Consider the following 13,653-nt stretch of genomic DNA (forward strand, 5'->3'; position numbering starts at 1 on the left):
TAGGTTTACGTCTTCGACGCCGGCAGCGGCACCAGACGCATCTCCGCAGATCCCGCCTCCTGCGTCCGGGTGAGCACGGCAAAAACCGTCTCGACCGCAAGCCGCACCGCCGCCTCGATCGCCGTGCCCTTGGCGAGATGCGCCGCGATCAGGCCGGTCAGGAGATCGCCGGTGCCATAGGGACGGATCGGCAGGCGCGGCGTCGCAAAGCGCGACAATTGCCCGTCGGCGCACAAGATCGTCTCCACCTGCCCTGCCGGCGTATCAATGAGCGTGCAGCCGGTGGCGACCACGTCGACCCGGCGCTGGCCTGCAATCGCAGCGGCTGCCGCGCGCAAGCCATCTTTATCCGCGACCGTGACGCCGGAGAGCAACTCGAGTTCGAACTGGTTCGGCGTGATCAGGTTGGCGGCCGGCAGCAGCCGGCGCCGCAGCACGTCCAGAATTCCGTCGGCGACATAGATGCGGCCGTCGTCTCCGATCACGGGATCGCAGAGATAGACAAGCCTTGGATTCCGCCTCAGCGCCCGTTCGACGAAATCGGCAATGACGGCGGCGTTGTCGGGCGAGCCGAGGTAGCCGGTGACCAGCAATGCGGCTTCGTCGACGAGGCCGCGCTCCTCGACGCCCCTAAGGAGATCGGCGACCAGCTCGGCCTCCAGCACGCGTCCGCGCAAGGTCGGGTAGCGCGGATGGTTCGACAACAGCGTCGTCGGCACCGCCGCGACGTTGACGCCCTCCGCCTGCATGGCAGGAGCGGCCGCGCTGTTGCCGACATGGCCGTGGACCACCTGGCTTTGAATGGAGATGACGAGCATGCAAAGGTCCGTAGGATCAATCACCCTGCAAGGCAAGCGCGGCGGCGAGGCAGACCCATCGGCGCATGTAAGCCGCCTGAGACGGCAAACATCATCACCCGGAGCTGTCGCTAATGATCCTGCACCGATCGGGGCGGACGCGGTGATGATCGGGCGGATTTTGCGGCCGGCTTCGCCGCGGTACGCGCTGGCGGCGTGTCGACCGATTCCAGGTAAGCGGCGAGCGCCTTCGCCATGTCGGGGCTGGTGGCGTAATGGTCTTTCAGGAACCAGGACAGCGGGAGACTGAAACGCCCCTTGGCAAGGCCCCGGGGGCTGCGATGGCAGGTCGCGCAACCGTCCGCGAAGAGCTTTTCGACCGATTTGCCGGCGTCGAGGTTTTGCGCGGAAGCGACCGTCGCCGTCAGCGCGGCGGCCACAACAACCATCAGAGGCGCGATGACTTCGCGCCCCGGCCAAAATAACGATCTCAATGTCGTCCCCTGGCCCCGTCCTGCGGTCACGCCGCGAGCAACTGATCGAACTCGGGCGGCGCGTAAGCCTTGCCGTCCTGATCGGTGATGACGACCCGCCAGCCCTCGCTCGCCCAAACCTTCGCCTTCGCCACGATGAGCAAGCGGCTCTCGCGGGCAAAACTGTACTTCTCATTGTCGCGTTCTGCGATCATTTTATAGGCCAATGCGCGTCCCCTTACGTTGCCCCGCACCCGCTCTCGTCGTGGCAGCGGGCTTTGGCGGCAATTCGCCGGGAGCGTGGCAATTTGGTGCCGTCCACGACAGCATTGCGCCATCATCCGGGCACGGTCCGCCGCAAGGATTGGACTGGGCGACGCGTGCGTTCCTAGTGAACGCGGATGACATGTGGACGGCCGAGGTTCATCAGCCCCTGTATCGCCGACAGGCGATCGTCGAGGGCAGCGATAGTGAGCAGCAGATTGTTGCGCCGCTCGTCGAGCAAACCCGTCTCGGCACCCGACAGCTTTGGATTCGCCCTCTCCTTGTGGATGCCGTCGAGCGATTTGCGCAAGCCGGCAATCAGGCCGCCCAGCTGCTTGGCCTCTCTTGTCATCGAACGCTTCGCGACATTCTGGCGACGCGTGTCCGTCTGGCTCTGTCTCATCGTCATCCTCCCGTGCCCCCGCTGCCCCGAGTGGATGCTTACAGCTTTGGGTAGAGATATTACGATCGATGAAATCTGCGTCCGAAGAACTGGTTCAAACTTTAGGCGAGTTGCGCGCTCCAAACGAAGTTGCGGCCCGCAAAAAAAGAGCCCGGCGCGGAGGCCGGGCTCTCTAGACTAGTGCTTCTGATGGCCGCCGGGGCCACCGGCCGGCGCGCCGCCGCCATGCGGGCCGGCACCCATATGCGGTGCACCGCCGCCCACCGGCCTGGCGGGAGGAGCTGCGCGCGGCGCTGCCATTTGGGCATGCGCATTCATCGGCGAACCATGGCTGACATTGGGCTGGGCCATGTGCTGCATCGCCGGCCGGGCAGCCGACATACGAGGCGCTTCATGTCCGTGCGCCATCGGTTGCACCCGGGCCACGGCGCGGTTGGCAGCATGGTCGTGCATCATGCGCGCCTGCGCATCGCGCACCCCGCGATTTTGAACCGTAGTCTGCTGGTGAGCAAACCGCTCGCTCCGTCCGGCACCGGAACGGTCATTCGCGACCGCGGCGTTACCCTTTACGACAGCGGCATCATGCCCTGCCCTCACGGCATCGCGCCCGGTGATCGCGGCGCCGCCCCTGGCGTTCTCACCGTTGCGGCCGAGCGCGATCGCGGCATCACGCGTCGCCGCGCGCCCGATCCGGACGGCGTGCGGATCGATCGTCATCCGCGTCGCGAAGCGCTCATGCGAAGTCCAGTAGTTATTCCAGTACGCGTGCCGCCGATACCAGGGCCGCCCCGCGTAGTAGCTCGACCAGTACGAGCTCAGCACGAAGGGAACGACAGGCACGTCGATCCGGTCGGCATAGTCGGGCAGATAGACGTAGTGATTGCGGTAGAGATATTCGAGATATTGCGACGACACCCAGCCGCGATCGTCGGAGAAGCTCACGTCGCACCAGGCATCGCCACGCAGGCAGCCATGGATGTTGACGCGGGCGCCCTCCGGGATGCGATCGACCATCGGAAAGCCCGCGCCCGGCCCGGCGCGCAAGCCGGTCGAGACGGTCACGATGCCCGGAGCGGCCAATGCGGCCGTTGGGGCTAGCAGCAATGCGGCAACCAAAATGGTTCTGAGTCTCATGGCGTGTTCCTCCTTCTGAAAGTCGGAACGCCCGAGCGGAGACAGCGTTCCGCACAGTGCCGTCGCATTCGTCAAAAGATCGAGACGCACGGCGTTGGCGGCTGTCTCGGGTTCGATATTCATCCGGCGTTCATCGCCGAGGCGAATGGGTCGTGGTCAGCTCGCCCGCAGCATGAACGCGTCGAAGTACGACGCAAGCTCCGCAAACCCATCGAGCGGCAGCACCTGCGCGACATACTGGTCCGGCCGCACCACGACCATACAGCCCGCCTTCCGATCAATGCCGCGCATGGCGAAGATGTCGGCGCCGCTCTTCAGGTCGGGACAGTACATCTTCTCATAGTCGACCAGGCCGTAGCGCCCCTTGCGCGGCAGAAGCTGCGCGGGCATCGCCTCCACGGCGAGCTCGTGATGGTGCTGCTGGAACACCGCCCGCAGGTCGATCACGCTGTCGATGTCGGCGCCATCAGGCGTATAGCGGCGCACCGGCGATTCCCCCGCCTCGCAGAGGAAGTTGCACAACGCGCGAATGGCCGAGCCCGCTGCTGCGGGATCTTCGGCGCGACCAAATGCGTAGATGCGGAAGCGACCGTCGGCACTCGCGGCGTGGCCGAGATGAACGGGCTTTGCGTCGGCGAGCCGGATCACGGGCGCGGAGTGAAAGCGCTTGCCGATGACAAGGCCTTCCGCGAGATGCTGATGCGACGTGCCGCCAGTGAGAATCGAGAAACGATAGTGCGTCGCCGTACCCGCGGTGTAGCGGCCGTGCCTCACAAAATAATCCTGCGTCTTGGCCGCACCGGCACCGCCGGCCTTGGCGGCGGAGGCCAGCATGCCCGCCCATTCGCGATCGAAGTCGATCAGTTCTTTCGCGACGGCCTGGCGTTCGGCCGAATAGGTATGAAGCAACCCGGGCGCACACTGCGTGCGAATGACAGAGGCAAGCTTCCAGCCGAGATTGAAGGCGTCCTGCATCGAGACATTCATACCCTGCCCGGCCTTCGGGCTGTGGGTATGGCAGGCATCGCCCGCGATGAAGATGCGCGGCAGCTGCGTCGCAATTTCGGCCTGCGGCACGTCGTCGAACTTGTCGGTGAGGCGCTGGCCGATCTCGTAGACCGACCACCAGGCGATCTCCTTCACCTCGAGCTTGTGCGGATTGAGGATCCGTCGCGCCTTTGCGATCACGTCGTCGGCGGTGATATTGCGGTTGGCGACGCGCTCCCCGACCTCGAGCTTGGCGAGTTCGACATAGAGGCGAACCATGTAGCCGCCCTCGCGCGGGATGATCAGAAGGCTGCCGTCTTGCGCCGACTGGATCAGGGCCTTGAAGCGGATGTCCGGAAAATCGGTCACGGCGAGCACGTCCATCACGCCCCAGGCATGGTTGGCGGAATCGCCGTGCAGCTCGCGGCCGATCGATTTGCGGACCACGCTGCGCGCACCATCGCAGCCGACCACGTAGCGCGCCTTGATGGTCTCGAATTTGCGCTCGTTCGCCGCATCGACGCGTTCGAGGCGCGCGGTCACCGCATGATCGGCGGGACCAGCCGTCCGATCGACCTGAAGGTCGAGCAAGCGCCGCCCATAATAGGGCTCGAGCTTGGCCGGCGACTTGCGCATGACGTCGAGAAACCCGTCATGGATACGCGCCTGGTTGAGGATGACGTGCGGGAATTCCGACAGCCCGTCCTCGACGTCCTGCACCCGGCCGCTGCGCACGATCGTCTCCGGCGCCCGTTCGTCCGGCTTCCAGAACGTCGTCTCGTTGACCCAATAGGCCTCCTTCAGGACACGCTCGCTGAAGCCGTAAGCGTGAAACATTTCCATGGTGCGGCAGGCGATGCCGTCAGCCTGGCCGATAGTTAGCCTCCCCGGCTTCTGCTCGACGATGCAGGTCTTGATGTCGGAGAATTGCGCAAGCTGAGCCGCTAGCGTCAGGCCGGCGGGGCCGCAGCCGACGATGAGGACATCGACCTCCCGAGGCAGCGGACCGACCGCACCTGAACACTGAACGCGCTCGGCAGGATCCGCGATTTCGGGGTCGCCGGGCTGGAATCCATTCAGATGGAATTGCATGCGCACCTCTCCTGCGGTGTTCAATTTGGATATTGCTCAGTATGCTGACTATCAGTATACTTGTCAAACTGTCCTTCCTGCTGCCGAGGAGATTCCGGTGAAAGACAACAACGACATGCCCGGGCACCTGGCGCGCCGGTTCCAGCAGATCGCGGTGGCAGTGTTTCTGGCCGAAGTCAGCGACGCCGGCTTCGACCTCACGCCGGTGCAGTACGCGGCGCTCGCCACCATCAAGTCCAACCCGGGGCTCGACCAGGTGACACTCGCCGGATTGATCGCCTATGACCGCACCACCATCACCGGCGTGATCGATCGGCTGGTGCAGAAGGGGCTCGCCGAGCGCCGCGCCTCCAGCCGGGACCGCCGCGCCCGCGAACTTGAGCTTACCGACGAAGGCAAGCGCGTCCTTCGCAGAATCACGCCGGCGGTGGAATCCGCGCAACGCGTCATGCTGCGCGGGCTCAGCGCGAAGGAAGGCGAGGAATTGATGCGGCTGTTGCGCAAGGCAATTGCCGCAGGCAACGAGCTCAGCCGAGCCCCGCTCCGCGAGGCACAGGCGTAGCCGGTCTCCGCGCAGTGCCAGCCCTGTCCGTAACTATCGCAGTGCGGTGAAACCTGGAACTAACCTTCGGCTGCTACCGTCGGCTACGCTAGGCGCTTAACGCGCGATTAACTTTGCCGTTTGGGGAGTTTCGGATGTTCAGGTTCGCTCTTGTTGCCGCAGCGGTCGCGCTCTCGACCGTTCCTGCGCTTGCTAACGGACATGGCGGCGATGCCCCTCCGCCACCGAAGCCCGATGCCACGAACTCCCCGGCGAAGGTGGTCCTGACCAAGCAAGGCCCCACGCTCGTCGACCCCAAGGGCATGACGCTGTATTATTACGAGCGCGACACCACCGGCAAGACGTCGAACTGCAACGGCAAGTGCGTCGAGAGCTGGCTGCCGCTACCCGCGCCGGCCGACGCCAAGGCCATCGGCGACTTCACCGTCATCAGCCGCAACGACGGCAGCAAAATGTGGGCCTACCGCTTTCGCCCGCTTTATACCTCACCGGCCGACAAGGCGCCGGGCGAAGCCAACGGCAACGCCACGACACTGCAATGGCGGATCGCACGGCCTGAGAATTAGGGCGACACCGGCGCCGGCGCGCTCGAGCGCGCCAAGCTGGACGGCACGGGCCTGAACGTCGGGACTTCTGCACTCGCCTGAAGCGGCCGGACCTCCATCACCACAAGCACGGGCCCGGTCATGAACCAGATCGCTGCCACGGCCGCAATCACTATTGCCGCGCCCATCGCCGCAAACACTTTCATAGTTCCGTCCTTGGCGATCAGTTGCTGAGAATGACGCCGTGCTGGTGTCGCGACGGATGATCGGCGCTGACCAGCGCGTTCGGATCGCTTGCAACCACGAGTTCAGGTAGCGGCAACGGTTCAAGCCCTGCGAAGCGGCGATAGAGCGCGCCCATCAGGGCCCCGCAAAATGCCGCCGGCACCAGGAGAGCAGAGAGGAGCGGCACAGCCAGCGCGAGCAGCAGCGCGCAGGCGAACGCCGCAACGCCTCCGATGGCCGCATATTCCCACGCGCGGCGGCGGCTCATGGCCCGCGCGACGTGGTGCACACAGAGCATGAAAATGCTCGAAGGAATGACCGAGATCACCATCATGATCATGAACGTCTGCGCCGGAATCACCGCGGCAAAGATGTGGGCGGTGCTCTTGTCCGCGAAGCCATGCATCAACAGCGGCAGCAACGTGTACGGCAGAAGTGTCGCGAGCACAGTCGGCATCAACGCGGCAATCGCAATCCCTGCTACCGACGTGCGGACCTGGACCGGTCCGTCGAATACAATTGCAGGCGGCGCTGCCGGTGCGTTGGCGTGGGGCGTCGTACCGGCTGCGCGCGCAACCGGCACGAGCCCGGCGAACTGGCCATAGAGGAAACCGCCGATCATTCCCGCGATCGTCGGCAACAGACCGATCGTTAGCACCGTACCGTCGCCAGGCGCCCCCAGCTGGATGTGGTTGCGCATCGCAATGCCATAGCTCGCCGCGGCCATGACGCCGCCCATCAGCCCATAGGCGAACCGGCTGGACATCTTGCACTGCCGCAGCACGGTATGGCCGGCGAACAGAAAGGCCGCATTCATCGCCATGCGTCCCGCATAGAACATCACGATCTGATCTGGGGCCGGCACACCTGCGGGATCGGTCACCTGCCCGCCCGCGATTGCGAAGACCAGCAGCACGGCCTCGACGATGGCCAGCGGAATCAGCGCAGCGAACAGCGCGCGCGGCGAATTCTTGACGAGATACATGCGAGCAACCCCTTGCTCGCTGCACGCTAGACGCGAAGCGTTACGGCCGGCGCAAGACAATGGATAAAATTGTCGACAAGCGACGCGCCGGGCGCTTGCGGCCTGGAGCGCTTCAACCGTGCCAGCTCGTCCCGGTCTCAACCTGCGCGCTTTGCCCGGGCGGCAGCACCACGACCGTCGCGTTGAGCTTCACCCGATCGAACAGATCGATCACGTCCTCGTTGCGCATCCGGATGCAGCCCGACGAGATCGCCTGCCCGATATATTCCGGCTGGTTGGTACCGTGGATGCGATAGAGCGTGTCCTTGTTGCCGGCATAGAGATAGATGCCGCGCGCGCCCAGCGGGTTGGCGGGGCCGCCGGGGACACGCGCCGGATAGGGTCCGAGCCGCGCCTGTATCTCTGGTGTCGGAATCCAGTCGGGCCATTCCGCCATACGCCCGACCCGGGCCACACCGGAAAAGGCCATCGCTTCTTCGCCCACCGCGACGCCGTAGCGGATCGCCTTGCCCTCCGGCAGCACGTAGTAGAGATAGCGCGCATCGGTATCGACCAGGATCGTGCCTGGCTGTTCCTTGCGCGGATAATCGACGACGTGGCGGAGATATTGCTCGGGCACGGTCGCCTGGGCGTAGGGCACATGCGCCAGCAATTGCCGGTCGCGCGGCGTCATGCTCGCGTCGCTCGATGGTGAAAGCGTTGCCTGCATGCATCCGCCGAGCGGAAGCAAGGCAATTGCGAAAACAGCGATTGAGAGTCTTGGCACCGCCGGCCCCCGATAGCGGATAGCAGCGCCCCCAGCCTTGCCAGTTGGTGCCCAAATCGTGCTGAAAACAAGGCAGAGCGGAACAACTGGGCGTGTTCGCAAAACCTGGTTCCATCACCATAAACGGCGGAAGACCGTCGCAGTCTCTCCACCGCCTCGCCTTGCTTTGGTCAAACCCGGCTGGACTCGTGCGTTCAGGGCTTGGGATGGGCTCAGACAATAGATCGGCTCGCGCCAATGCGGACGACCAACGCTTCAAAGGAGTTGCGATGCTCGCGACGCTGAACAGCAGGCAAATCGTCGATGAGATCGTGAAGGACACGATGAAGGACAACGATCCGCACGACGCCGTGCAGATTTCGCCGGACGTGGTGCTGGCCTCGCGCGCCAGCAGCGAGGCGCCAAATCTCGCGCCGGAAATCGCAGACCCCGCGAAACCGACGATCGATGTGGCTCCCGGGGTGCCGAGAATGGCGGCGCCGTCCGTCGACACAGCGATCCGCGTGGCCGCCAATGACGTGCCCGGCCGAGAAAAGCCATCAGCCGTCGGCAAGTGGTTTCGGGCCGCGTTCATCACCATGCTGTTTGCCGGGGGCAGCGCTGCGGCCACCGTCGCGTGGGAGAGACACGGCGATACCGCACGGCAAATGCTCGCCGAATGGACACCGTCCTTGTTGTCGCTGGTGCCTTCGACATCTCAGGCAACGCCGGCGACGACCGAACCGGCCGCTGCGCCAGTTGCGCAGGCCGCAGCGGAGCAGACCGACGATCAGTCCCAGGTTCAGCCCGCGACGCAAGCAGTTCAAGCCCCCGCCCCTGACGCGACCGGATCGCTGCAGTCGATGACGCGCGATGTCGCCGCGATGTCGCAGCAGATCGAGCAACTCAAGGCCAACATCGCGGAGTTGAAGGCCGCGCAAGAGCAGATGGCGCGCGAGATGGTGAAGCCGGCTGCGCCGAAGCCGGTTGCTGAGACCAGGCCGATCGATCCGCGCGCTCGGATGTCCGCGCTACCGCCGCGACCGGTTGCGCCTGTTCGCAAGCCGAAGCCGATCACCACGCCGGCATACACCCAGACATATGCGCCCACATCGATTGCGCCGCCACCGCTGCCGTCGCAGGCTGTCGCCGTGCCGCCGCCAGCAGCCGCCACGCAAGCCGTTGCCGATGACGACGGACCTGTCGTGCGTCCGCCGATGCCGGTGCACTAACGATCGTCGCAACAGCGCGATCACAATGGTGGCGCAACGCTGTCCGAGTCGGTGTGATGGGTTGAGTCCGTGCGACTACGGAGATGCGTGCCGTGAGCAAAGAGAAAAGGCCGTCGGGATCTATGCCGCCGGCCTTCTCTTGCAACTGCCGGTTCCGGAGTCCGGTTCTGTTGCGATTCCATGCCTCATGATCGCGCTGACGTATTTAATAAAATCTTAACGCCCGCACGTGCTGCACATGATTTCTGCGCCATAAGCACAGAGTTTGCGCGACCGCTTCATTCAGGAATAATCGACTCAGTGGTATCATCCGACATGTGTTGAGACTTGCACTCGCAACTTGCGTTGAAGACTTGGGTCATCACACCGGGGAATTCGGATGCCTTACTACTATTTCGATCTTGTGGTTGGTGAAGAGTTCAAGAACCAGGGCGGCATTATCCTCGAGGACATCGAGGTCGCCTCCGATCGCGCTCAGCAATTGGCGAACGAGCTGTCGCAGGTGAAGCCGGAGCTTCATGACAAGGGTTGCGCGGTGCGCGTCACCGATCGCGATCACAACGAGCTCTATCGCACGCCGCTCGATCCCGTGCCGGCCTGGCAACGATCAGGCTAGGCCGTCGATCGTTCCCATTGCGGAGCAGCGCGCCGGGCGCTAGCCTTCCCAAAAATTCGGGGAGGTCCAAGGAATGCGCTACGGTTTCCTGATTGCCGGACTGATGCTGATTGCCGCACCAGCCCGGGCCGACGACCATCCGCGCTCGACCTATGTGACCTTGGTCTTGCAGGCCTTCGCTGCCAAGGTCGAATGTCCGAACACGGACGTGGCCTATCAGGATCTGTTGCAAAAGGCGCAGCAGATGCAGCTGCCCGAGGGCACCACCGAGAAAGTGCGCAAGGCGATCGCCTTCATGCATACCGGCGGCAAGATGGGCGAGAAGCAGGACGACGACCTGATGGCCGAGGTCGCGGTGGCGACGCAGGCGACCGATCTCGATCAGCGCCGTCTCGGCATGAGCAATTGGTGCGAAAAGCAGAAGACCAGCCTCGCCGGTCTGATCCGCAGCAAGGGCGGCTAGTCCGTCTCCGCGGCGTTAAGCAGGTCGCAAACAGGCTACGACGGAACCCGCGGGACGGCCAGAATCGTCACATTCCTCGCCAGCATGCGGACGTTTTTCAAACCGGAGAACCCCATGCGGATCACTCACCTCGTTTTCGCTGGCGCGCTTGCGGCCAGCACCATGCAAGCTGCACCGGCGCTCGCCAAAAACTCCGACGCCCAGAGGGGCGAGGACAGGTCGGCCGCGTCATCCTGTAGCGCCTATCAGCAGGCCCCGGACGGCTCCTGGGAGCAGCTCCCCTGCAAGGAGACCGGCGAGCGCGAGCAGCCGCAAACGCAGCATCGGACCCCGACACGGGGAACCGATCACGAGGAGCGCTGAGCCTGCCCGTTCCGGCGATCAGCTCTGATGCGGGCCGCGCATGATCTTCATGGCGTCGGCAATGTGACGCCATTCCTTTGCCTCATCCGCCTCGCCGCGGCCCTCGCAGGCCTGCGCCTGTTCGGCCGCCTTCGCGATCGCGGCGAAACCATGCTGTTCCAGCATCTGCCGCGCGAGGGTATGGACCTGGACCTCGGACATCATGGGCGCTCTCCCGTTTGACGAGCCCGCGAGGCTGGCGTCCCGCGGGCTTCTCGACAACGATCGAGCCGCCCGTCCCGTTCCGGTTGCGCGCGCATACGGCAAGGCAGCCCGCCGATGCCCCGGCGGACTGCCTTTTCACCCACCCCAAAGTGGGGTCTTCGGTCGATCCCCTACCCGACCGCCGCGCGTTTGCGCTCGAAATCGTTGGGCACTTCGATATCGACCTCCAGGGTCGACACCTCGTCGCCGCGATCGAGCCGGACGATGACCTTGGTCGGGTCGAGCGTGACGTGCCTGGACACGACGGCGAGAATTTCCTCGCGCAGCACGCCGAGCAGATCGGGCTGGCCGCGCAGTCCGCGTTCATGGGCAAGCAGGATCTGCAACCGTTCGCGTGCGACCGGTGCGGAGGCCTTGTTGCCACGGAGAAGCCGGAGCAGACCCATGCTCATGCAGCCCTCCGTCGCAGCAGTCGATCCATGAACCCCTTGCGCTCGGCCGGCACCTGCATCGGCACGGTATCGCCGCACAGCCGCCGCGCCGCATCGATATAGGCCCGTGCGGGTGCGCCTTCGGCGTTCGACAGCGTCACCGGTGTGCCGACATTGGAGGCGCGCAGCACGTCCTGGCTTTCCGGGATAATGCCGAGCAAGGGCGTCGCGAGGATCTCGAGGATATCGTCGATGGACAGCATCTCGCCGCGCGCCGCGCGGGACGGATCGTAGCGGGTGATGAGGATGTGCTTCTCGACACGCTCGCCCTTTTCGGCTCGCACGGTCTTGGAATCGAGCATGCCGATGATGCGGTCGGAATCGCGCACCGACGAGACTTCCGGATTGGTCACGATCACCGCCTCATCCGCAAAGCGCATCGCCATGGAGGCGCCGCGCTCGATGCCGGCCGGGCTGTCGCAGATCACCCAGTCGAAGCGGCTGCGCAAATCCTCGATGACCTTGCCGACGCCCTCTTCGGTCAGCGCATCCTTGTCGCGGGTTTGCGAGGCCGGCAGCAGCCAGAGGTTCTCCAGGCGCTTGTCCTTGATCAGCGCCTGCGGCAGCTTGGCGACGCCCTGCACCACGTTGATGAGGTCGAACACGACGCGGCGCTCGGCACCCATCACGAGGTCAAGATTGCGCAGGCCGACGTCGAAGTCGACGACCACGACCTTGTCGCCGCGTTGCGCGAGCGCGGCTCCCAGCGCGGCGGTCGTCGTCGTCTTGCCGACCCCGCCCTTGCCTGATGTGACGACCAGAACCTTGGCCATTTGAAATTATCCTCCTTGACTGTCAGTTCAGCGCTGTAATTCGCATGGTGCTGCCCTGGAGCCAGGCTTGGGCAGGCCGGCCACGCAGGGCATCGTCGATATCGTCGGCAGTCTGGTAAAACCCATCGATTGCAAGCAGTTCGGCCTCGATCTTCTGACAATAGATCCGCGCGCTGGCATGACCGTTGACGCCCGCCATGGCCCGGCCGCGCAGCGCGCCGTAGACGTGGATGGAGCCGCCGGCGACGATTTCGGCACCGGAGCCGACCGAGCCGAGGATGGTAACGTCGCCTTCCGGGAAAATGATGGTCTGGCCCGAGCGCACCGGACTTTCGAGCAGCAGCGAAGTCGGCGGCTTGGTCTCGACCTTCTTCGGAGCGCTCGGCTCGATCACGCAGCTACGCCCGCCGGTGAGCAGCGGCGGCATCGACGGCGTCAGCCGTGCCTCCTCCACGCCCTCGATGCCGAGCACGCGGATGTTGCGGTCCTGAAGGCTTGCGAGCAGGTGATTGATGCCGGATTGGCTGAGATCGACCGAAGCGAGGTCGACCACCACCGGACGGCCGGCGAAGAAGCCCGGCGAGCGCACGATCGTGGCGTCGATCTCCTGCAGCCAGTCCAGGATCGGGACCGTCGGCACGAACACGAAGGCCACATAGGAGCGCCCGCGCAGGCGCACCATTTGGCGTTGAATTTTTGCTACAGCCTCCATAATGGCCGACTCGTTCCCCGTTATTGAATGGTTAACGATGCGGCCGACATGGTTAATGGGCGGTTAACTTCCCCGTGGGGTTACGTGGGATGGCGGCCATGCGGCTTGTGCGCGGAAGCCCGGTGGCCGCTCAGGCCTCGTCGAGGAAAATCGATAGCGCCCGCTGCAATTCCTTGTAGGCGCGCGGTCCAATCCTGGCCGCGAGGGATTTCTCGCTCTCCGCGATCGCCGGCCGCAAGCGCCCCAGGAGCGCGACTCCGGAATTCGTTAGGTGCAACACGTAGTAACGGCGGTTGATGGCGGAGGCAGACCGCTGCACCAGGCCGCGCCGCTCCAGATGGTCCACCAGCCGCCCGAGCCCCGCCCGTTCGATCGACAGGGATTGCGCGATGGCAAGCTGGTTGACGCCTGGATTGGCCTCGATCACCGACAGAACCGAGAACTGCGCCGGACTGATGTCGAACGCGGCGAGCCGCCGGCTGACGTCCTTGAAAACCCAAAGCTGGGCCCGGCGGATGCGATAGCCGAGCGAACGAGACAGGTCGGCCGAAGCAAGCAATTTTGCCCGGGCGGGCTTTGCGGCCGGT

Annotated in this window: 20 protein-coding genes; 6 read left to right on the forward strand and 14 right to left on the reverse strand. The window is 64.6% G+C overall.

The genetic code is table 11. The features are described 5' to 3' along the window. Positions 1–5: 5 nt before the first annotated feature. From pdxY to AB8Z38_RS08125, 6 genes are all read right to left on the reverse strand, one after another. Positions 6–818, reverse strand: a complete 813-nt coding sequence (pdxY, locus tag AB8Z38_RS08100) for a pyridoxal kinase (protein WP_369724089.1) — start codon at positions 816–818, stop codon at positions 6–8. Positions 819–928: 110 nt separating this feature from the next. Beyond that, on the reverse strand, positions 929–1,246 hold the full coding sequence (locus AB8Z38_RS08105; RefSeq protein WP_369726769.1) for a hypothetical protein: 318 nt from the start codon (positions 1,244–1,246) through the stop codon (positions 929–931). A gap of 71 nt (positions 1,247–1,317) precedes the next feature. After that, on the reverse strand, positions 1,318–1,524 hold the full coding sequence (locus AB8Z38_RS08110; RefSeq protein ID WP_369726770.1) for a hypothetical protein: 207 nt from the start codon (positions 1,522–1,524) through the stop codon (positions 1,318–1,320). Positions 1,525–1,658: 134 nt separating this feature from the next. Then, positions 1,659–1,937, reverse strand: a complete 279-nt coding sequence (locus tag AB8Z38_RS08115) for a hypothetical protein (RefSeq protein WP_369724091.1) — start codon at positions 1,935–1,937, stop codon at positions 1,659–1,661. A gap of 177 nt (positions 1,938–2,114) precedes the next feature. Beyond that, on the reverse strand, positions 2,115–3,071 hold the full coding sequence (locus AB8Z38_RS08120; RefSeq protein WP_369724093.1) for an SH3 domain-containing protein: 957 nt from the start codon (positions 3,069–3,071) through the stop codon (positions 2,115–2,117). Positions 3,072–3,227: 156 nt separating this feature from the next. Next, positions 3,228–5,150 (reverse strand): FAD-binding monooxygenase, encoded by a 1,923-nt coding sequence (locus tag AB8Z38_RS08125; RefSeq protein WP_369724094.1) that lies wholly within the window; start codon positions 5,148–5,150, stop codon positions 3,228–3,230. 97 nt (positions 5,151–5,247) lie between these two features. Between AB8Z38_RS08125 and AB8Z38_RS08130 the strand changes: the two genes are divergently transcribed. Both AB8Z38_RS08130 and AB8Z38_RS08135 read left to right on the forward strand, forming a co-directional pair. Then, positions 5,248–5,712: a MarR family winged helix-turn-helix transcriptional regulator gene (locus AB8Z38_RS08130; protein ID WP_369724097.1), complete on the forward strand. Its 465-nt coding sequence runs from the start codon at positions 5,248–5,250 to the stop codon at positions 5,710–5,712. A gap of 134 nt (positions 5,713–5,846) precedes the next feature. Continuing rightward, positions 5,847–6,278 carry a hypothetical protein gene (locus AB8Z38_RS08135; RefSeq protein WP_369724099.1) on the forward strand — a complete coding sequence of 144 codons (432 nt, stop codon included), beginning with the start codon at positions 5,847–5,849 and terminating at the stop codon, positions 6,276–6,278. On the opposite strand, the gene AB8Z38_RS08140 is transcribed toward AB8Z38_RS08135, so the two are convergent. From AB8Z38_RS08140 to AB8Z38_RS08150, 3 genes are all read right to left on the reverse strand, one after another. After that, a complete protein-coding gene (locus tag AB8Z38_RS08140; RefSeq protein WP_369724101.1) occupies positions 6,275–6,463 on the reverse strand; it encodes a hypothetical protein in 189 nt (62 codons plus the stop codon). The genes AB8Z38_RS08135 and AB8Z38_RS08140 overlap by 4 nt on opposite strands. Positions 6,464–6,480: 17 nt before the next feature. Beyond that, a complete protein-coding gene (locus tag AB8Z38_RS08145; protein WP_369724103.1) occupies positions 6,481–7,467 on the reverse strand; it encodes a hypothetical protein in 987 nt (328 codons plus the stop codon). Between the two features lie 112 nt (positions 7,468–7,579). Continuing rightward, positions 7,580–8,176: a L,D-transpeptidase gene (locus AB8Z38_RS08150; RefSeq protein ID WP_369724105.1), complete on the reverse strand. Its 597-nt coding sequence runs from the start codon at positions 8,174–8,176 to the stop codon at positions 7,580–7,582. Between the two features lie 326 nt (positions 8,177–8,502). Between AB8Z38_RS08150 and AB8Z38_RS08155 the strand changes: the two genes are divergently transcribed. From AB8Z38_RS08155 to AB8Z38_RS08170, 4 genes are all read left to right on the forward strand, one after another. Next, entirely contained in the window at positions 8,503–9,444 is a 942-nt protein-coding gene (locus AB8Z38_RS08155) for a hypothetical protein (RefSeq protein ID WP_369724107.1), read from the forward strand. A 379-nt stretch (positions 9,445–9,823) separates the two neighbouring features. Further along, the gene (locus tag AB8Z38_RS08160; protein WP_369724109.1) at positions 9,824–10,060 is read left to right on the forward strand and encodes a hypothetical protein; all 237 of its coding nucleotides are present in this window, start codon (positions 9,824–9,826) and stop codon (positions 10,058–10,060) included. 73 nt (positions 10,061–10,133) lie between these two features. After that, positions 10,134–10,523 carry a hypothetical protein gene (locus tag AB8Z38_RS08165; protein WP_369724111.1) on the forward strand — a complete coding sequence of 130 codons (390 nt, stop codon included), beginning with the start codon at positions 10,134–10,136 and terminating at the stop codon, positions 10,521–10,523. Positions 10,524–10,637: 114 nt separating this feature from the next. Beyond that, positions 10,638–10,886: a hypothetical protein gene (locus tag AB8Z38_RS08170; RefSeq protein ID WP_369724113.1), complete on the forward strand. Its 249-nt coding sequence runs from the start codon at positions 10,638–10,640 to the stop codon at positions 10,884–10,886. A gap of 18 nt (positions 10,887–10,904) precedes the next feature. Here the strand turns inward: AB8Z38_RS08170 and AB8Z38_RS08175 are convergent, their stop codons facing one another. The 5 genes from AB8Z38_RS08175 to AB8Z38_RS08195 all read right to left on the reverse strand — a co-directional run bounded on the left by AB8Z38_RS08175 (position 10,905) and on the right by AB8Z38_RS08195 (position 13,625). Continuing rightward, on the reverse strand, positions 10,905–11,090 hold the full coding sequence (locus AB8Z38_RS08175) for a hypothetical protein (protein WP_369724114.1): 186 nt from the start codon (positions 11,088–11,090) through the stop codon (positions 10,905–10,907). A 170-nt stretch (positions 11,091–11,260) separates the two neighbouring features. After that, positions 11,261–11,542 carry a cell division topological specificity factor MinE gene (gene minE, locus AB8Z38_RS08180; protein ID WP_211385525.1) on the reverse strand — a complete coding sequence of 94 codons (282 nt, stop codon included), beginning with the start codon at positions 11,540–11,542 and terminating at the stop codon, positions 11,261–11,263. Then, positions 11,539–12,354: a septum site-determining protein MinD gene (gene minD, locus AB8Z38_RS08185; RefSeq protein ID WP_369724116.1), complete on the reverse strand. Its 816-nt coding sequence runs from the start codon at positions 12,352–12,354 to the stop codon at positions 11,539–11,541. The genes minE and minD overlap by 4 nt, the downstream gene beginning before the upstream one ends. A gap of 22 nt (positions 12,355–12,376) precedes the next feature. Then, positions 12,377–13,066 (reverse strand): septum site-determining protein MinC, encoded by a 690-nt coding sequence (gene minC / locus AB8Z38_RS08190; protein ID WP_369724117.1) that lies wholly within the window; start codon positions 13,064–13,066, stop codon positions 12,377–12,379. Between the two features lie 130 nt (positions 13,067–13,196). Then, positions 13,197–13,625 (reverse strand): MarR family winged helix-turn-helix transcriptional regulator, encoded by a 429-nt coding sequence (locus tag AB8Z38_RS08195; protein ID WP_369724120.1) that lies wholly within the window; start codon positions 13,623–13,625, stop codon positions 13,197–13,199. Positions 13,626–13,653: the final 28 nt, after the last annotated feature.

This window comes from Bradyrhizobium sp. LLZ17 (assembly GCF_041200145.1).
Taxonomy (GTDB): domain Bacteria; phylum Pseudomonadota; class Alphaproteobacteria; order Rhizobiales; family Xanthobacteraceae; genus Bradyrhizobium.

Excerpts from the sequence above, each read along its gene's own strand:
- minD (WP_369724116.1), bottom strand. The coding sequence starts at position 12,354 with ATGGCCAAGGTTCTGGTCGTCACATCAGGCAAGGGCGGGGTCGGCAAG.
- AB8Z38_RS08135 (WP_369724099.1), top strand. The coding sequence starts at position 5,847 with ATGTTCAGGTTCGCTCTTGTTGCCGCAGCGGTCGCGCTCTCGACCGTT.
- pdxY (WP_369724089.1), bottom strand. The coding sequence starts at position 818 with ATGCTCGTCATCTCCATTCAAAGCCAGGTGGTCCACGGCCATGTCGGC.
- minE (WP_211385525.1), bottom strand. The coding sequence starts at position 11,542 with ATGAGCATGGGTCTGCTCCGGCTTCTCCGTGGCAACAAGGCCTCCGCA.
- AB8Z38_RS08105 (WP_369726769.1), bottom strand. The coding sequence starts at position 1,246 with ATGGTTGTTGTGGCCGCCGCGCTGACGGCGACGGTCGCTTCCGCGCAA.
- AB8Z38_RS08125 (WP_369724094.1), bottom strand. The coding sequence starts at position 5,150 with ATGCAATTCCATCTGAATGGATTCCAGCCCGGCGACCCCGAAATCGCG.
- AB8Z38_RS08115 (WP_369724091.1), bottom strand. The coding sequence starts at position 1,937 with ATGAGACAGAGCCAGACGGACACGCGTCGCCAGAATGTCGCGAAGCGT.
- AB8Z38_RS08145 (WP_369724103.1), bottom strand. The coding sequence starts at position 7,467 with ATGTATCTCGTCAAGAATTCGCCGCGCGCGCTGTTCGCTGCGCTGATT.
- minC (WP_369724117.1), bottom strand. The coding sequence starts at position 13,066 with ATGGAGGCTGTAGCAAAAATTCAACGCCAAATGGTGCGCCTGCGCGGG.
- AB8Z38_RS08175 (WP_369724114.1), bottom strand. The coding sequence starts at position 11,090 with ATGATGTCCGAGGTCCAGGTCCATACCCTCGCGCGGCAGATGCTGGAA.
- AB8Z38_RS08155 (WP_369724107.1), top strand. The coding sequence starts at position 8,503 with ATGCTCGCGACGCTGAACAGCAGGCAAATCGTCGATGAGATCGTGAAG.
- AB8Z38_RS08160 (WP_369724109.1), top strand. The coding sequence starts at position 9,824 with ATGCCTTACTACTATTTCGATCTTGTGGTTGGTGAAGAGTTCAAGAAC.
- AB8Z38_RS08170 (WP_369724113.1), top strand. The coding sequence starts at position 10,638 with ATGCGGATCACTCACCTCGTTTTCGCTGGCGCGCTTGCGGCCAGCACC.
- AB8Z38_RS08140 (WP_369724101.1), bottom strand. The coding sequence starts at position 6,463 with ATGAAAGTGTTTGCGGCGATGGGCGCGGCAATAGTGATTGCGGCCGTG.
- AB8Z38_RS08150 (WP_369724105.1), bottom strand. The coding sequence starts at position 8,176 with ATGCAGGCAACGCTTTCACCATCGAGCGACGCGAGCATGACGCCGCGC.
- AB8Z38_RS08120 (WP_369724093.1), bottom strand. The coding sequence starts at position 3,071 with ATGAGACTCAGAACCATTTTGGTTGCCGCATTGCTGCTAGCCCCAACG.
- AB8Z38_RS08165 (WP_369724111.1), top strand. The coding sequence starts at position 10,134 with ATGCGCTACGGTTTCCTGATTGCCGGACTGATGCTGATTGCCGCACCA.